The sequence below is a fragment of the Blautia sp. XA-2221 genome (assembly GCF_028767025.1).
In the GTDB taxonomy this organism is placed as follows: domain Bacteria; phylum Bacillota; class Clostridia; order Lachnospirales; family Lachnospiraceae; genus Blautia_A.
Genome location: NZ_JAJQXX010000005.1, coordinates 196,498 through 209,197, shown reverse-complemented (window position 1 = coordinate 209,197; position 12,700 = coordinate 196,498). Strand labels below are relative to the sequence as shown.

Genomic DNA, 12,700 nt, shown 5'->3' with positions numbered 1-12,700 from the left:
GAAACAAAAATTGCCGCTGCAGAAGTTCTCCCTCCACAGCGGCGCTTATATACCGTATTATCTTTTACTCCACAGATTCATCATTTTCTCCGAATGCTTCCATGCAAAACACCACCAGGTGTACTCCGGATAAAATTCTTTACACAGAACGGTAATTTTTACTTTTTTTATTTTTTCAGGGATTCCAGAACTTTTACAAGATATTTCCATACGCGCTCTGTGGAAGCAATATCAAGAACTTCCTCAGAGGTATGAATATCTTTCATGTTCGGTCCCAGGGAAACACAGTCCAGTCCTTCAATTTTTTTGTAGAACAGACCGCACTCAAGTCCTGCATGGATTGCCACAACATTTGGTTTTTCCCCGTACATTTCCTCATAAACTTCAACCATACGATCTCTCAGCGGAGAATCTTTCCGGTATTCCCATGCCGGATAAGCTCCCTGAACCGTGTAATCTCCTCCAAGAAATTCTGTCAGATAGCAGATCTTATCAGAAAGAGCTGCTCCTGCTGCCTCCACAGAGCTTCTGACACTGGAGGTTCCCAGAAATTCATTTTCTCCAGTCTTCACGATTCCAATATTGGTAGAAGTTTCCACAAGACCTTCAATACTTCCGCTCATTTTCTGGATGCCAAAAGGAACCTCCATCAGGAAAAACAGAACTTTTTCTCTGCTTGTAGGATGAAGAACTTTTGCAGATGCAGCACCCAGATCTGTAATTTCAATTGTGATGCCCTCGTCTGTTCCTGCATACTCCTCGCGGAATCCCTTCTGGACTTTTTCCGCACATGCCTTTACTGCATTTACGTCCTCAACAAGAAGTTCTGCATCCGCTTCTCTTGTAATGGCATTGTCTTTCTGTCCGCCTGCCAGAGAAATGATCTCATAAGCTGCTTCTTTCTGAAGTGTGTAAAGAAATCTTCCCATCAGAACATTGGCATTGGCACGTTTTTTGTCAATTTCTGCTCCTGAGTGACCTCCCATAAGACCTGTGATCTTTACTGCCACCTTCTGTCCTTCTGTCTCAACTCTCTGTACCGGAATTGTACTGATACCGGAAAGCCCGCCTGCACAGCTGATCCACAGACTTCCCTCAGCCTCGGAATCCAGGTTGATCAGTCTTTTTCCTTTTAAGAGACTGCAGTCAAAGCCTTCCGCTCCAAGAAGACCAATCTCCTCATCAACAGTGATCAGAACCTCCAGAGCAGGATGAGCAAGCTCTGTACTTTCCAGAAGAGCAAGTCCGTAGGCGACAGCAATACCATTGTCACCGCCTAAAGTTGTTCCGTTTGCAGTCACATATCCGTCCTTTACAGAAATGTTTAAAGGATCTTTCGTAAAATCGTGATCCACATCCGGTCTCTTTTCACATACCATGTCCATATGTCCCTGAAGAATCACTACAGGCGCATCCTCATAGCCTTCTGTTGCAGGTTTGTAGATCACAACATTATTCATCTCGTCCTGAACATATTCAAGTCCGTGTTCTTTTGCAAAGCCTACCAGATAATCGCTGATCTGCTTTGTGTTTCCGGAACCATGAGGAATCTTGCAAAGCTCCTCAAAGTAATAAAATACCCGTTTTGGTTCACAGTTTTCCAATGCTCTCATGTTCTGTTCCTCCATTTCATGTGATTATGAAAATTCTTCATATTTATTTAATACAAACCATATATTAAAGAAAAAACGATGGTTGTATATGAAGCGAATTTTTTATACAGCAGGAGCTCTCCTGCTGCTTCTGTTTTTGCTGCGTTTTCCAAAAGAAGCATTAAGCGCCTCAAGAGACGGTATGGAACTGTGGCTGAACACGCTGCTTCCTACGCTTCTGCCTTTTATCATCCTTACCGGAATTCTCATTCATACAGGAATCACCGAAAAGCTCCTGAAACCCCTAACTCCTGTATGGAGCCATATATTCGGCATTTCTTCGTCAGGAGCTTACGCCCTGCTTCTGGGACTTCTGTGCGGTTATCCCATGGGTGCCAAAATCACCTCAGATCTGTATGGCTGCGGCAAAATCAGCCACAGAGAAGCAGAATATCTTCTCACCTTTACCAATCATGCCAGTCCTGTTTTTATTTATACATATCTGATGCATATCTGTCTTAATGACAGATTTCATCCCTGGCTTATATATGGACCATTGCTTTTATCCAGCTTCCTTACTATGATGATCTTTCGTTTTTTTGTTTACAGAAACCATACAAAAAGCCCTGACAGTTTTTCTGATGAAAAAAATAAGGAGCCATCCGCGCCCGGTGTAACCGGAACTCTGCTGGATGCCTCCATTATGAATGGTTTTGAAACAATCACCCGTCTGGGCGGTTATATTCTCCTGTTTTCTATCCTGTCTGCCTTTGTCAGACATTACTGGAACGCAGGGAAAATGGCAGAATATCTGTTTCTGGGTACCCTGGAACTTACAACCGGACTTCATCAGCTTGCAAAATCAGGTTATTCTCCTGTTATCAGATATCTCTGCTCCATGCCCATGGCTGCTTTTGGCGGAGTCTGTATTCTCGCACAGACGAAAAGCCTTCTTCATGAAGATCTTTCTGTGCTGCCATATATTTCTGCAAAATGCCTCAACGCAGCAATTACTGCTATCTGTTCCTTAGTTTTCATCAAGGTCATCTAACAGCTCGTCATCCTCCGGAATCGGTTCACTGTCGTGATAGGTTCCGGTGATCGCAGCTGCCTGTGCAGTCTGAGGAGCAAGTTCCTGACGGTTCTGATTCACAACATCCAGACAGGTCTGAAGGGCTTCGATAAAACTCTTGTATTTACCGCCGGCGTCCTCAAATGTCTGATTCAGAACAGACCCGATGCTTGCCATCATATCGTCGGTATAAGTAATCGCACTGAGACGAATACTGTTTGCATCCTGTGTGGCGGAATCAAGGATTTCCTGAGCCTGCTTATTGGCTGCATTAATTGTATCATTTGCCTGTGCATAGGCCTTCTGCATGATCTCATGCTGAGTGACAAGCTCCTGAGCCTTGGCCTGAGCATCTGCAATGATCGCATCTGCCTTAGCCTGAGCATCCTCCAGAATCGCATCCTTGTTGCTGATGATCTTCTGGTAACGTCTGATCTCATCCGGAGTTTTCAGACGAAGTTCTTTTATCAGCTCATCAATTTCGTCTCTGTTTACAATAATCTTTGTATTAGACAAAGGCTGGTATTTACAACTGTCTATAAATTCCTCAATATCATTAATAATCTGTTCAATTCTGCTGCTCATTGTACATTCTCCTTATTTCTCTTCATTTTGTTCCTGCATCTTGGAATGCAGGGCCTGAATAATCTCAGGCGGTGCGAAATTAGACAAATCACCGCCAAAGCGGGCAACCTCTTTCATGATCGTAGAGCTGACATATGCATATTCCAGACTGGTGGTCAGGAACACGGTATCTACATCCGGTGCCAGAACGCGGTTTGTCTGTGCCATCTGCAACTCATATTCAAAGTCTGTAACTGCACGAAGTCCGCGCACAATAACCTGGGCTTCATTCTCTTTTGCAAAATTAACAGAAAGCCCATTAAATGGCTTTATAATAACATTCGGGATGTCCTTTGTTGCCTTTTCTAATATATTAACACGTTCTTCCACAGAAAACAACGGACTTTTTGCAGAATTATGCAAAACTCCCACTACTACTCTGTCAAAAGAAACGCTGGCCCTGCGGATCACATCCAGATGACCGTAGGTGGCAGGATCAAAGCTTCCCGGATAAACTGCTGTTACCATGTATGTTCTCACTTTCTTCTGTACAGAAAAACATGCTTGTTTGTCTTATATTCTTTTGAGCGGCTGATCTGATAACCGATTTCTTCCGCATAGGAAAAATCTGTATGAAGATCTGCCTCGACTATGATCAGCGTATGTTCATCTGCCAGTGTACTTTCCGCCAGATATTCCAGAACCTGACGTTCCAGGTCTTTTTCGTAAGGCGGATCCATAAAAATGCAGTCAAACGTCTGGCGTCCCTCCAGGGAACGCAGTGCCTGTAATGCATCCATGGCTAACAGTTTACCATTTTCCGCAAGTTTTGTAAATGTCAGATTTTCTCTGATACATGAGCAGGCTTTGGGATTTTTTTCTACAAAAACAGCAGATGCAGCACCTCTGCTTAACGCCTCGATACCAATCGCACCACTTCCGCTAAAAAGATCCAGAAAAGAGCAGTCCGGTATTTCCGGCTGAAGTATATTAAATAAAGTTTCTTTTATACGGTCCGTTGTGGGCCGTGTATCCGAACCCGGCAATGTCTTCAAAGGAAGACGGCGGGCTTTTCCTGCAATTACTCTCATTTAAGATTAAGTCTCCAATCCAGATCCCCGCGAGCAAGTCCGAGGATCAGAAGTTCTGCTGTAGCTATATTGGTAGCTACAGGTATATTATACTGGTCACAGCGCATGGTAATGGCTGCGATATCCGGCTCCTTGGGATCAAGCATTGCCGGATTGTAGAACAGGATCACCATGTCAAGATCCTGGCGCTCGATCATTTCCATAAACTGTTTGTCACCGCCTATGCTCCCTGCAAGAAATTTATGCACATGCAGGTTTGTGGCCTCCTCGATCCTTCTTCCGGTGGTTCCCGTAGCATAAACTTCATGCTTAGCGAGAATATTCTTATAAGCGATACAAAAATCTTCAATAAGTACTTTTTTACTGTTGTGTGCAATGATTCCTAAATTCATTGATCATCTCTCCATTCTCACCAATACATTTTATAGTTTCTTTATTTTGTCCCTTACACATTCTTTATTTCCCTTGATATTATAACAAATGTCCAAAAAAAACGCAATTAAATCTTATAGAATATACAAAATTCACAGAAAATTAATAATTTCAAGATTCTGGAAACAAAGACAGTATATTCTAGTGTATTATTCCGCAAATTTCACATACTACCAGTGTAACATCCAAATAACAAAAACAACCAAGGAGGAAATGAATCATGTCAAACACAAATTCTTCTAACAAAGCAACTGTACCGGAAGCAAAAGGTGCTCTTAACCGTTTTAAATTTGAGGTTGCCAATGAGCTTGGAGTACCGCTTACTGATGGTTACAACGGAAACCTGACATCCAAACAGAACGGATCTGTAGGCGGCGAAATGGTCCGTAAAATGATCGCTGAACAGGAACGCCAGATGTCCGGCAGCGCTCAGAACAGCCAGTTCTAATAAAACGACCAGAAGAAAAGCTCAGGTGACAAAACTGTCTCCTGAGCTTTTTTCTGTTTCTTATAAACCAAGGAAGCCTGTAATGTCGCCGTTAATGACATAATGTGCTCCATTGTCTTCCGGCTTAATGTATACTTTCAGGTCTTTCAGATCTGATTCTTTTTTGCCCATCTCGTCAGTCCAAATCTTTTTAACGCTTTCCACTATATCCTTTGTATATACCTCTTTACCCCAGAACTGTACATATACTTCCGTATTTACTGCTGCTGTTTTTTTCGCCGCAGTTCTTTTTACAGGCGTTTTTTTCACAGCAGGTTTCTTTTCCGTAGTTTTCTTTGCAGCTGTTGTCTTTCTGACAGTTGTTTTTTCTGTAGTTTTTTTAACTGCAGCTGCATCCGTTTTTTCCAGTTCTGCAGCAATATTTGCAGGAGCCTCTTTTTCCATAGCTGTTTTTGCAGTTGTTGTCTTAGGTTCTGCTTTCTTTGTTGTTTTTGTAGCCATAATAGCCTCCTTACAAGGTGAAATAAAATTATTACGGTACTAGAATACTACGTTTTTTGTTTTTTTGCAACAATTTATTTCGCTAAAGTCCTGATATTGCAGATTGTATCTTCTAAAGTCCAAAATTTTCCGGTCCGTCTTTTCTGCAGGAATCAAGCTGTTCTTTAAGAAGGCGATCCTGTTCCAGAGAAAGATCAGGATCGAGAGCAAGTATCTGTGCGGCAGCTTCGCTGGCAGTCTGCAGAATATTCGCATCATTATAGATATCTCCGATACGAAATTCCATCAGACCGCTCTGACGGATACCGAACAGATCTCCAGGACCCCGAAGCTTCAGATCTTCTGCCGCAATATAAAAACCATCGTTTGATTTCCCAAGAATCTCCAGACGCTTGGAAATTGTGCTTTCCTGACTGCCCTGAATAAAAATGCAGTAAGACTGATGTTCTCCGCGCCCTACCCGTCCCCGCAGCTGATGAAGCTGGGCAAGACCAAAGCGCTCGGCATTCTCTATCATCATCACCGTTGCGTTTGGAACATTGACGCCTACCTCCACAACGGTTGTGGAAACAAGTACCTGGATGTTTCCGGCTGCAAATTCCTCCATGATCCTGTTTTTTTCCTTTGGTTTCATTTTTCCATGCAGAAACTCCACGGAAATATCCTCCGGCAAAGCTTCTTTTAATTTTTTTGTATAATCCAGGACATTTTCCGCTTCCATGCCCTCGCTTTCTTCTACCATAGGGCAGATCACATATGCCTGCCTGCCTTCCCTGACCTGACGTTCAATAAAACGATAGGCTTTTGGGCGGTAGGATGTATCTACAACACAGTTTTTTATAGGAAGTCTTCTGGCCGGCAGCTCATCAATCACAGAAATATCCAGATCTCCGTACAGAATGATCGCAAGAGTTCTGGGGATAGGTGTTGCACTCATAACAAGAATATTGGGAGGATTCCCTCTGGTTGCGAGAGCTTCTCTCTGCTTTACCCCAAAACGATGCTGTTCATCTGTGATCACAAGCGCAAGGTTACGGTACTGTACCGCCTCCTGGATCAACGCATGAGTTCCTATGATCACAGACGCCTTTCCCTGCCTGATTTCCTCATAGATCAGTCTTTTTTCCTTTGCCGTATTGGATCCGGTAAGAAGAACAGCCGGAATATCCAGTCCCTGTTCCCGGACAAGTGTCTGAAAAGCTTCAAAATGCTGGCGGGCAAGAACCTCTGTAGGCACCATAAGTGCAGACTGATATCCGTTTTCAAAAGTCAGGATCATGGCAAGGAAGGCAAGGATTGTTTTTCCACTTCCCACATCTCCCTGCACCAGTCTGGACATCAGCGACTGGCCGGAAAGATCCCGTTCGATCTCATGCCAGGTATTCAGCTGAGCCCCGGTAAGCCTGTAAGGAAGATTTTCGATAACCTGCTCTGTTGTCCATGTTTTTTCCATGGGGAACAAATTTACTGCCTCTTCTGTTTTTTCTTTCAGCAACTGAACAGAAAGGATAAAAAACAGAAACTCATCAAACACCAGCCTTTTCCTGGACACCAGAAGCTCATCCATATTTTTTGGGAAATGAATGGTGCGAAGCGCATAATTAATATCTGAAAGCTGATATTTTTGCCTGATTTCTTCCGGGAGATATTCGCTTTTCAAAGACTGCTGCTTCAGAAGCTGATGAAGCAGCTTCACCACTGTCTTATTGGAAAGTCCTGCTGTAAGTCCATAAACCGGCTGAAGGCTGTGCAGTATCTCCTCGTAGGCAGCAGGGGTAAAAATTTCAGGATGTTCCATCTGAAGCTTACCCTGTCGTCTGATCACCCTTCCCCTGAATACAAAAACACTTCCCTTTTTCAGCGTGTTTTTCAGGTAGGATGCATTAAACCAGGTAACAGGAAGTCGTCCGCTGCTGTCGCACACCGTAACGGAAATCACCTGTTTTCCCCTTACCGGATTTACATAAACGCCGGAACATACTGCAGCGGAGACGGCTTTTACCGTCCCCTCCTTAAGATCTGCAATATCTGCCGGCGTTTCATACTCGTCATAATTCCGGGGATAATACCGGAGAAGAGATTCCGTATCAGAAATGCCTATTTTCTGAAACAGCTTCTCCGTTTTTTCTCCCACACCTTTCAGAGTTCTTAAACTTTCTCCCATTTTACTCTACAGAAATAATGTAATAATAAATTGGCTGTCCGCCTCTGTTAAGCTCTACTTCACATTCAGGATAAAGCTCTTCCACGGCAGCGGCAAGTTCCTCTGCCTTTTCCTCAGAAGCATCTTCTCCGTAATAAATACTGATCACTTCCGCATCTTCTGTCATCATGGCAGAGATGGTATCCTGAGCAACCTGTTCCTTATCTTTTCCTACAGCGAGAATTCCTCTGTCTCCGATTCCCATGATGTCTCCCTCATGGATCTCTTTATCATCAAGACGAGTATCCCGAACTGCATAGGTAATCTGACCGGTCTGAACCTTGGAGATTGCCTCTTCCATTTCCTGCGCGTTTTCTTCTGCTGATTTTTCCGGAACAAAGCTGATCATGGCAGTGATTCCCTGAGGAACCGTCTTTGTTGGAACAACGATGATCTTTTTATCCTTAGTCAGGTCACGGGCCTGATTTGCAGCAAGGATAATATTTTTATTATTCGGGAAAATATAAATGGTCTCTGCATTTACTTTCGCAATAGCGTTCAGCATATCCTCCGTACTTGGGTTCATGGTCTGTCCACCCTCAATAAGATAGTCAACGCCCAGCTCACGGAAGATCTCTGTAAGTCCGCTGCCTGCTGAAACTGCAATAAATCCGTTTTCCTTTGGCGGCTGCGCCTCTTCCTGCTCTCTGGCAAGCTTTTCCGCATCCTTGATCAGTCTTTCCTGATGCTCCTCCCGCATATTGTCAATTTTCATTCTGGAAAGAGCGCCGTAGGTCAGAGCCCGTTCAATGGCCTGTCCTGGGTGATTGGTGTGTACATGTACTTTAATGATCTCATCATCTGCAACCAGAACAATGGAATCACCGATAGAAGTAAGAAATTCTTTAAACTTATGTTCCTCTTCCTCTGAAACAGCTTTGTCCAGAAGAATAATAAACTCTGTACAATAGCCAAATTTGATGTCTGCCTCAGCCTGAGGAGAAATTTTTGTTACAGCAGGCGCACTGCTCTTTTCAAAAACAGAATAGTCAATTTCCTTACCAAGGAATCCGTCCATGGCGCCTCTCAGCACTTCCAGAAGTCCCTGTCCGCCGGAATCCACCACTCCGGCTTCTTTCAGAACAGGAAGCATTTCCGGAGTTCTGGCAAGAGTTGCCTCCGCATGAGCAAATACCTCCTCAAAAAACGGCTGAAGTTCTTCTGCTTCAGGAGCAATCTCCGCAGCTTTCAGCGCAGCCTCTTTTGCAACAGTAAGAATAGTTCCTTCCTTTGGTTTCATAACAGCTTTGTATGCAGTTTCCACCGCCCGTTCCATGGCAGCTGCAAGAGCAAGGGCATCCAGACGCTCTGCTTTTTTTACACTTTTTGTAAATCCTCTTAAAAGCTGGGAAAGGATAACTCCGGAGTTTCCTCTTGCGCCGCGAAGGGAACCGGAAGAAATGGCTTTTGCCAGAGTTTCCATATCAAATTCTTCAAGAGAGCTTACTTCAGAAGCTGCGGACATGATCGTCATGGTCATATTGGTTCCTGTATCTCCATCGGGTACAGGGAAAACATTCAGTTCATTGATCCATTCTTTTTTTGCCTCCAGATTTCTGGCTCCTGCCAGAAACATTTTAGCCAGTGTTTTTGCATCTATGGTTTTTATACTCACCACAAGTTCCTCCTCATAAACTTAGTCTATTGCACGTACGCCTTCCACATAGATGTTGATCTTTTCAATTTCCATGCCGGTAAAAGCTTCTACCTTATATTTGACATTGCTGACAAGGTTGTCCGCAATCGTGCTGATATTGATACCGTAAGCCACAATCACGTGGAAATTCAGACGGATTTTGTTTTCTTCTGTAATGATCACACTGATACCATGTTTCAGACTGTCTCTGTGGAGCAGCTTGACAAGACCATCCTTCATGCTGACAGCAGCCATGCCGATAATGCCGAAACATTCCACTGCCACACTGCCTGCATAGGTTGCAATCACATCGGTGTCAATCACTATCTGTCCGAGTCCGGAATCTATACGTCCATTCATATAGGTACCTCCATTTTTTTAATATGTATGTATTATAACCTTTTTTCACGGAAAAAGGAATATTATTTTTATATTTTTCCTTTTTTTGCTTGCAAAAGCCTTTTTCATCTGTTAAAATAAAATCTGTTGAAAAAAAGCGTCAAGGAGGTGCTATCATGGCTAAATGTGCAATCTGTGAAAAAGGTGCTCACTTCGGAAATAATGTAAGTCATTCCCATAGAAGATCCAATAAAATGTGGAAATCCAACGTAAAGTCTGTAAAAGTTAAAACTGCTACAGGCGGAGCTAAAAAGATGTATGTATGTACTTCTTGTCTGAGATCCGGAAAAGTTGAAAGAGCATAAAACTCAAATTTAAAAATTCCCCTCGCAATAGCGTGGGGAATTTTTTATCTGCAGAACATATGATATCCGCAAAGCAGGCAAAGACCTGCTGCGATCACAATAATCACACTTTCAGCGATCAGCATCCCGATCACCATTCCAATCCCTATACAAAAAAGCATCAGTCCCAGAAGTCTTCCCACATCGCACAACCTTTTCTCTCTGGTCTGTACTATCTTATGCGGCAAACACTTCCGGGAACACAAAAACAACTGCAAAATCAGATTTCTTCATTTACAGACTCACTATTTTCTTTACCTGCAGCAAATCTGTCCACAAAATCTGGCACCATATCAAGAATTTTTGTAAGTCCGTCCTGATTTTTGATGTTTACCAGTTTTGTGGTTCCATTCTGGATCACAAGCACAGCGCTTGGCGTCATCTTTCCGGTCATTCCACCGCCGCCATTGCTTTTTTTATCTCCCTCAAAGGCTCCGGCGCCAACACCAAAGGTAACGTCTACCAGAGGAAGAATGATCGTATCACCTACATGTACCGCTTCTCCCACTACAGTTTTTGCAGAAATAAAAGTATCCAGTCCTTTAAAAAGAGAATTCACCGTATCCTTAAAATTATTTTCGTTTGCCATTTTCAGACCTCCTTATGCTTCCATCGGCTGATGATATATTTGATATTTTTATTAAAATAAAGCTCTGTTAGTATTTTCACCGGTACAAAGCCGTAAATCCTGCCTTTTATTTTTATATTTCCCTTCAGAATATTCTGATTATCAAAAACAGGAATAATCTTCACTTTGTTTTTGTGGAACGGCATTGTCATTCCCAGAACAGCAAGAGCGGTTCCGGTTATGGAAGGATCCTCACTTCCAAAGGTCACCTGTCCTTTGATCTTCTTGGGAAATATATGATGCAGCAGTTTTTTGCTCCGGTCAAGAACCAGGTTCACCGCTTCTTTTGTCCTGGGATGGTCAAAAAACTGTTTGTACCAGTCTATCTTAGCATAAATCCTCTGGATTGTTAATGGAATCCTGCGAAGCATAGAAGGAATCTGCACAAGCTTATTCAGGATTGCCTTTAGTTTATCCAGAATTACTGATATTTTATTCGTTGTTTCAGAACGGATCCCCTCTTGTTTTTCTCTAAAATCAGAAGTTTCCGGTTCAGGCTCTTTTTCTTCCTTTATTGGATCAGAACTGCAGGAAAGATTGTTTTTCTCTTCCTCTGGTATGGATATTTTCGTTTCAAAGATGGATGTTTCTGTCTCGGACAGCAAATTTTCAGCCGACCGCTCAGGCAAAATACGGTTCCTGACCGAGCGGGATTTTTCCGCAGCGACCTTTTTTTCTCTGCGTTTCTTCAAAAAGCTCAAAATCGGAAATCCCAGGATCCGAACTTCCTGAATGTTTTCTCCCCCGGACCGTTCCACTCGAAAAGAAAGACCTCCGAACAACCAGCTTATACGAACCGTAGCTTCCGCTTCTTTAAAGGAAGATGTTTCCTTTACTGCCTCAGCACTGTACCTGACAGGGCAAAACAAAAGCAGAACAAGAACAAGCGCTGCCAGTCCCAAAACTGTTCCCAGAAGGATCAATATCAATTTTATCAGCATCCATAAGATATGTAACATGCCTTCACCTGTTTTTTAAATATTCTTCCACCAGGACATCCCCTGTTTCCTCATACACAGTCTGAACGATCATTTGTACTAGCTCCATGGCCTCATCCATGCCTTTTGCAATGCCTACGATCTCAGGACACAGCCGGGCAGCAGTTTTCTGGAACAGAGTCACAGCCGGGAGAATCTCCAGAATGTTATGAGGGTTGTCCGAAAAAGTCACCAGATAAATTCCGGGTACAAGTTTCCCTGCATCCAGTTTCTCATGGACAGCGCTTTCATCACGTACCTGTTCCCCTACGTAATAATGGTCATACCATTTCAGCATTTAAAGGATTCCCCCTTTTTGATAAATCTAAACAGGGCTGCGAAAAACACAACCCTGTTTATTTTTTGCCCCAGAGTCCCTGACTCCTCATTTCCAGATATTCCTGATATGCTTTCTCCACAATCTGTTTTTCATTGGAAAAACGGAGAAGATGATAAATTTCATGAAACTTGTAATACCCGGAGTCCACAAAAAATTCCTCTCTCTGAGGTCTGCTATGATAATTATCAGCCGTCATCAGATACCAGTGAACTTCCTTGGTGACCATATCCTCAGGAACTGTAAAATTGTAATGACTTTTACCTACATATTTTACAATAGAAGCATTTACGTCTGCTTCCTCCTTTACCTCCCGAAGTGCTGTCTGGATATGGGTCTCTCCCTTTTCAACGGTTCCCTTTGGCAATACCCAGCCTTCATATCTGTTTCTGTAAGATTTGTACAAAGCCAGTATTTTTCCACGATAAATTACCACACCGCCACAGCTCGTTGCTTCTATCATCTGCAAGTCCCTC

The 12,700-nt window shown here is 43.1% G+C and carries 17 protein-coding genes; 3 read left to right on the top strand and 14 right to left on the bottom strand.

Translation table 11 applies throughout. The features are described from left to right. Positions 1 to 167 precede the first annotated feature (167 nt). A complete protein-coding gene (locus LU279_RS06645) occupies positions 168 to 1,613 on the bottom strand; it encodes an aminoacyl-histidine dipeptidase (protein ID WP_274421748.1) in 1,446 nt (481 codons plus the stop codon). A gap of 88 nt (positions 1,614 to 1,701) precedes the next feature. Here LU279_RS06645 and LU279_RS06640 point away from each other — a divergent pair, with 88 nt between their 5' ends. Beyond that, a complete protein-coding gene (locus LU279_RS06640; RefSeq protein ID WP_274421746.1) occupies positions 1,702 to 2,643 on the top strand; it encodes a nucleoside recognition domain-containing protein in 942 nt (313 codons plus the stop codon). On the opposite strand, the gene LU279_RS06635 is transcribed toward LU279_RS06640, so the two are convergent. From LU279_RS06635 to LU279_RS06620, 4 genes are read right to left on the bottom strand one after another with little or no spacing between them, the layout of a single operon-like run. After that, a complete protein-coding gene (locus LU279_RS06635) occupies positions 2,620 to 3,249 on the bottom strand; it encodes an ATPase (protein WP_274421744.1) in 630 nt (209 codons plus the stop codon). The two genes, LU279_RS06640 and LU279_RS06635, sit on opposite strands and share 24 nt — an antisense overlap. Before the next feature lie 12 nt (positions 3,250 to 3,261). Continuing rightward, complete coding sequence (gene coaD / locus LU279_RS06630; RefSeq protein WP_274421743.1) at positions 3,262 to 3,756, bottom strand: pantetheine-phosphate adenylyltransferase; 495 nt, start codon at positions 3,754 to 3,756, stop codon at positions 3,262 to 3,264. Positions 3,757 to 3,764: 8 nt separating this feature from the next. Next, entirely contained in the window at positions 3,765 to 4,319 is a 555-nt protein-coding gene (gene rsmD / locus LU279_RS06625) for a 16S rRNA (guanine(966)-N(2))-methyltransferase RsmD (RefSeq protein ID WP_274421741.1), read from the bottom strand. Further along, positions 4,316 to 4,711 carry a methylglyoxal synthase gene (locus tag LU279_RS06620; RefSeq protein ID WP_022067414.1) on the bottom strand — a complete coding sequence of 132 codons (396 nt, stop codon included), beginning with the start codon at positions 4,709 to 4,711 and terminating at the stop codon, positions 4,316 to 4,318. The genes rsmD and LU279_RS06620 overlap by 4 nt, the downstream gene beginning before the upstream one ends. Before the next feature lie 260 nt (positions 4,712 to 4,971). On the opposite strand from LU279_RS06620, the gene LU279_RS06615 reads away from it, so the two are divergent. Beyond that, complete coding sequence (locus LU279_RS06615) at positions 4,972 to 5,199, top strand: alpha/beta-type small acid-soluble spore protein (protein WP_274421739.1); 228 nt, start codon at positions 4,972 to 4,974, stop codon at positions 5,197 to 5,199. A 60-nt stretch (positions 5,200 to 5,259) separates the two neighbouring features. On the opposite strand, the gene LU279_RS06610 is transcribed toward LU279_RS06615, so the two are convergent. The 4 genes from LU279_RS06610 to LU279_RS06595 form a co-directional block, all read right to left on the bottom strand. Beyond that, positions 5,260 to 5,700: a DUF6465 family protein gene (locus tag LU279_RS06610; protein WP_274421738.1), complete on the bottom strand. Its 441-nt coding sequence runs from the start codon at positions 5,698 to 5,700 to the stop codon at positions 5,260 to 5,262. A 112-nt stretch (positions 5,701 to 5,812) separates the two neighbouring features. Beyond that, a complete protein-coding gene (recG, locus tag LU279_RS06605; protein ID WP_274421737.1) occupies positions 5,813 to 7,864 on the bottom strand; it encodes an ATP-dependent DNA helicase RecG in 2,052 nt (683 codons plus the stop codon). A gap of 1 nt (position 7,865) precedes the next feature. Then, entirely contained in the window at positions 7,866 to 9,518 is a 1,653-nt protein-coding gene (locus LU279_RS06600) for a DAK2 domain-containing protein (protein WP_274421775.1), read from the bottom strand. Positions 9,519 to 9,539: 21 nt separating this feature from the next. Further along, positions 9,540 to 9,899, bottom strand: coding sequence for an Asp23/Gls24 family envelope stress response protein (locus LU279_RS06595; protein ID WP_138270230.1), 360 nt, complete (start codon positions 9,897 to 9,899; stop codon positions 9,540 to 9,542). 155 nt (positions 9,900 to 10,054) lie between these two features. On the opposite strand from LU279_RS06595, the gene rpmB reads away from it, so the two are divergent. Further along, positions 10,055 to 10,243, top strand: a complete 189-nt coding sequence (gene rpmB, locus LU279_RS06590; RefSeq protein ID WP_022067408.1) for a 50S ribosomal protein L28 — start codon at positions 10,055 to 10,057, stop codon at positions 10,241 to 10,243. Between the two features lie 44 nt (positions 10,244 to 10,287). Here rpmB and LU279_RS06585 read toward each other — a convergent pair whose 3' ends face one another. The 5 genes from LU279_RS06585 to LU279_RS06565 are packed head-to-tail and all read right to left on the bottom strand — an operon-like array spanning position 10,288 to position 12,687. Next, complete coding sequence (locus LU279_RS06585; protein ID WP_274421736.1) at positions 10,288 to 10,470, bottom strand: hypothetical protein; 183 nt, start codon at positions 10,468 to 10,470, stop codon at positions 10,288 to 10,290. A gap of 32 nt (positions 10,471 to 10,502) precedes the next feature. Then, positions 10,503 to 10,871, bottom strand: coding sequence for a GerW family sporulation protein (locus LU279_RS06580; protein ID WP_274421735.1), 369 nt, complete (start codon positions 10,869 to 10,871; stop codon positions 10,503 to 10,505). Positions 10,872 to 10,873: 2 nt separating this feature from the next. Further along, entirely contained in the window at positions 10,874 to 11,869 is a 996-nt protein-coding gene (locus LU279_RS06575; RefSeq protein ID WP_274421734.1) for a DUF2953 domain-containing protein, read from the bottom strand. A gap of 4 nt (positions 11,870 to 11,873) precedes the next feature. Next, positions 11,874 to 12,185 carry a hypothetical protein gene (locus LU279_RS06570; RefSeq protein ID WP_274421733.1) on the bottom strand — a complete coding sequence of 104 codons (312 nt, stop codon included), beginning with the start codon at positions 12,183 to 12,185 and terminating at the stop codon, positions 11,874 to 11,876. Between the two features lie 58 nt (positions 12,186 to 12,243). Beyond that, positions 12,244 to 12,687, bottom strand: coding sequence for an NUDIX hydrolase (locus LU279_RS06565; RefSeq protein WP_138270228.1), 444 nt, complete (start codon positions 12,685 to 12,687; stop codon positions 12,244 to 12,246). Positions 12,688 to 12,700: the final 13 nt, after the last annotated feature.

Bases quoted from the DNA above. Each gene is read 5' to 3' on its own strand.
- LU279_RS06615 (WP_274421739.1), top strand. From the start codon at position 4,972: ATGTCAAACACAAATTCTTCTAACAAAGCAACTGTACCGGAAGCAAAA.
- rsmD (WP_274421741.1), bottom strand. From the start codon at position 4,319: ATGAGAGTAATTGCAGGAAAAGCCCGCCGTCTTCCTTTGAAGACATTG.
- LU279_RS06565 (WP_138270228.1), bottom strand. From the start codon at position 12,687: ATGATAGAAGCAACGAGCTGTGGCGGTGTGGTAATTTATCGTGGAAAA.
- LU279_RS06640 (WP_274421746.1), top strand. From the start codon at position 1,702: ATGAAGCGAATTTTTTATACAGCAGGAGCTCTCCTGCTGCTTCTGTTT.
- LU279_RS06575 (WP_274421734.1), bottom strand. From the start codon at position 11,869: ATGTTACATATCTTATGGATGCTGATAAAATTGATATTGATCCTTCTG.
- recG (WP_274421737.1), bottom strand. From the start codon at position 7,864: ATGGGAGAAAGTTTAAGAACTCTGAAAGGTGTGGGAGAAAAAACGGAG.
- LU279_RS06610 (WP_274421738.1), bottom strand. From the start codon at position 5,700: ATGGCTACAAAAACAACAAAGAAAGCAGAACCTAAGACAACAACTGCA.
- LU279_RS06620 (WP_022067414.1), bottom strand. From the start codon at position 4,711: ATGAATTTAGGAATCATTGCACACAACAGTAAAAAAGTACTTATTGAA.
- LU279_RS06580 (WP_274421735.1), bottom strand. From the start codon at position 10,871: ATGGCAAACGAAAATAATTTTAAGGATACGGTGAATTCTCTTTTTAAA.
- LU279_RS06635 (WP_274421744.1), bottom strand. From the start codon at position 3,249: ATGAGCAGCAGAATTGAACAGATTATTAATGATATTGAGGAATTTATA.
- LU279_RS06595 (WP_138270230.1), bottom strand. From the start codon at position 9,899: ATGAATGGACGTATAGATTCCGGACTCGGACAGATAGTGATTGACACC.
- rpmB (WP_022067408.1), top strand. From the start codon at position 10,055: ATGGCTAAATGTGCAATCTGTGAAAAAGGTGCTCACTTCGGAAATAAT.
- coaD (WP_274421743.1), bottom strand. From the start codon at position 3,756: ATGGTAACAGCAGTTTATCCGGGAAGCTTTGATCCTGCCACCTACGGT.
- LU279_RS06570 (WP_274421733.1), bottom strand. From the start codon at position 12,185: ATGCTGAAATGGTATGACCATTATTACGTAGGGGAACAGGTACGTGAT.
- LU279_RS06645 (WP_274421748.1), bottom strand. From the start codon at position 1,613: ATGAGAGCATTGGAAAACTGTGAACCAAAACGGGTATTTTATTACTTT.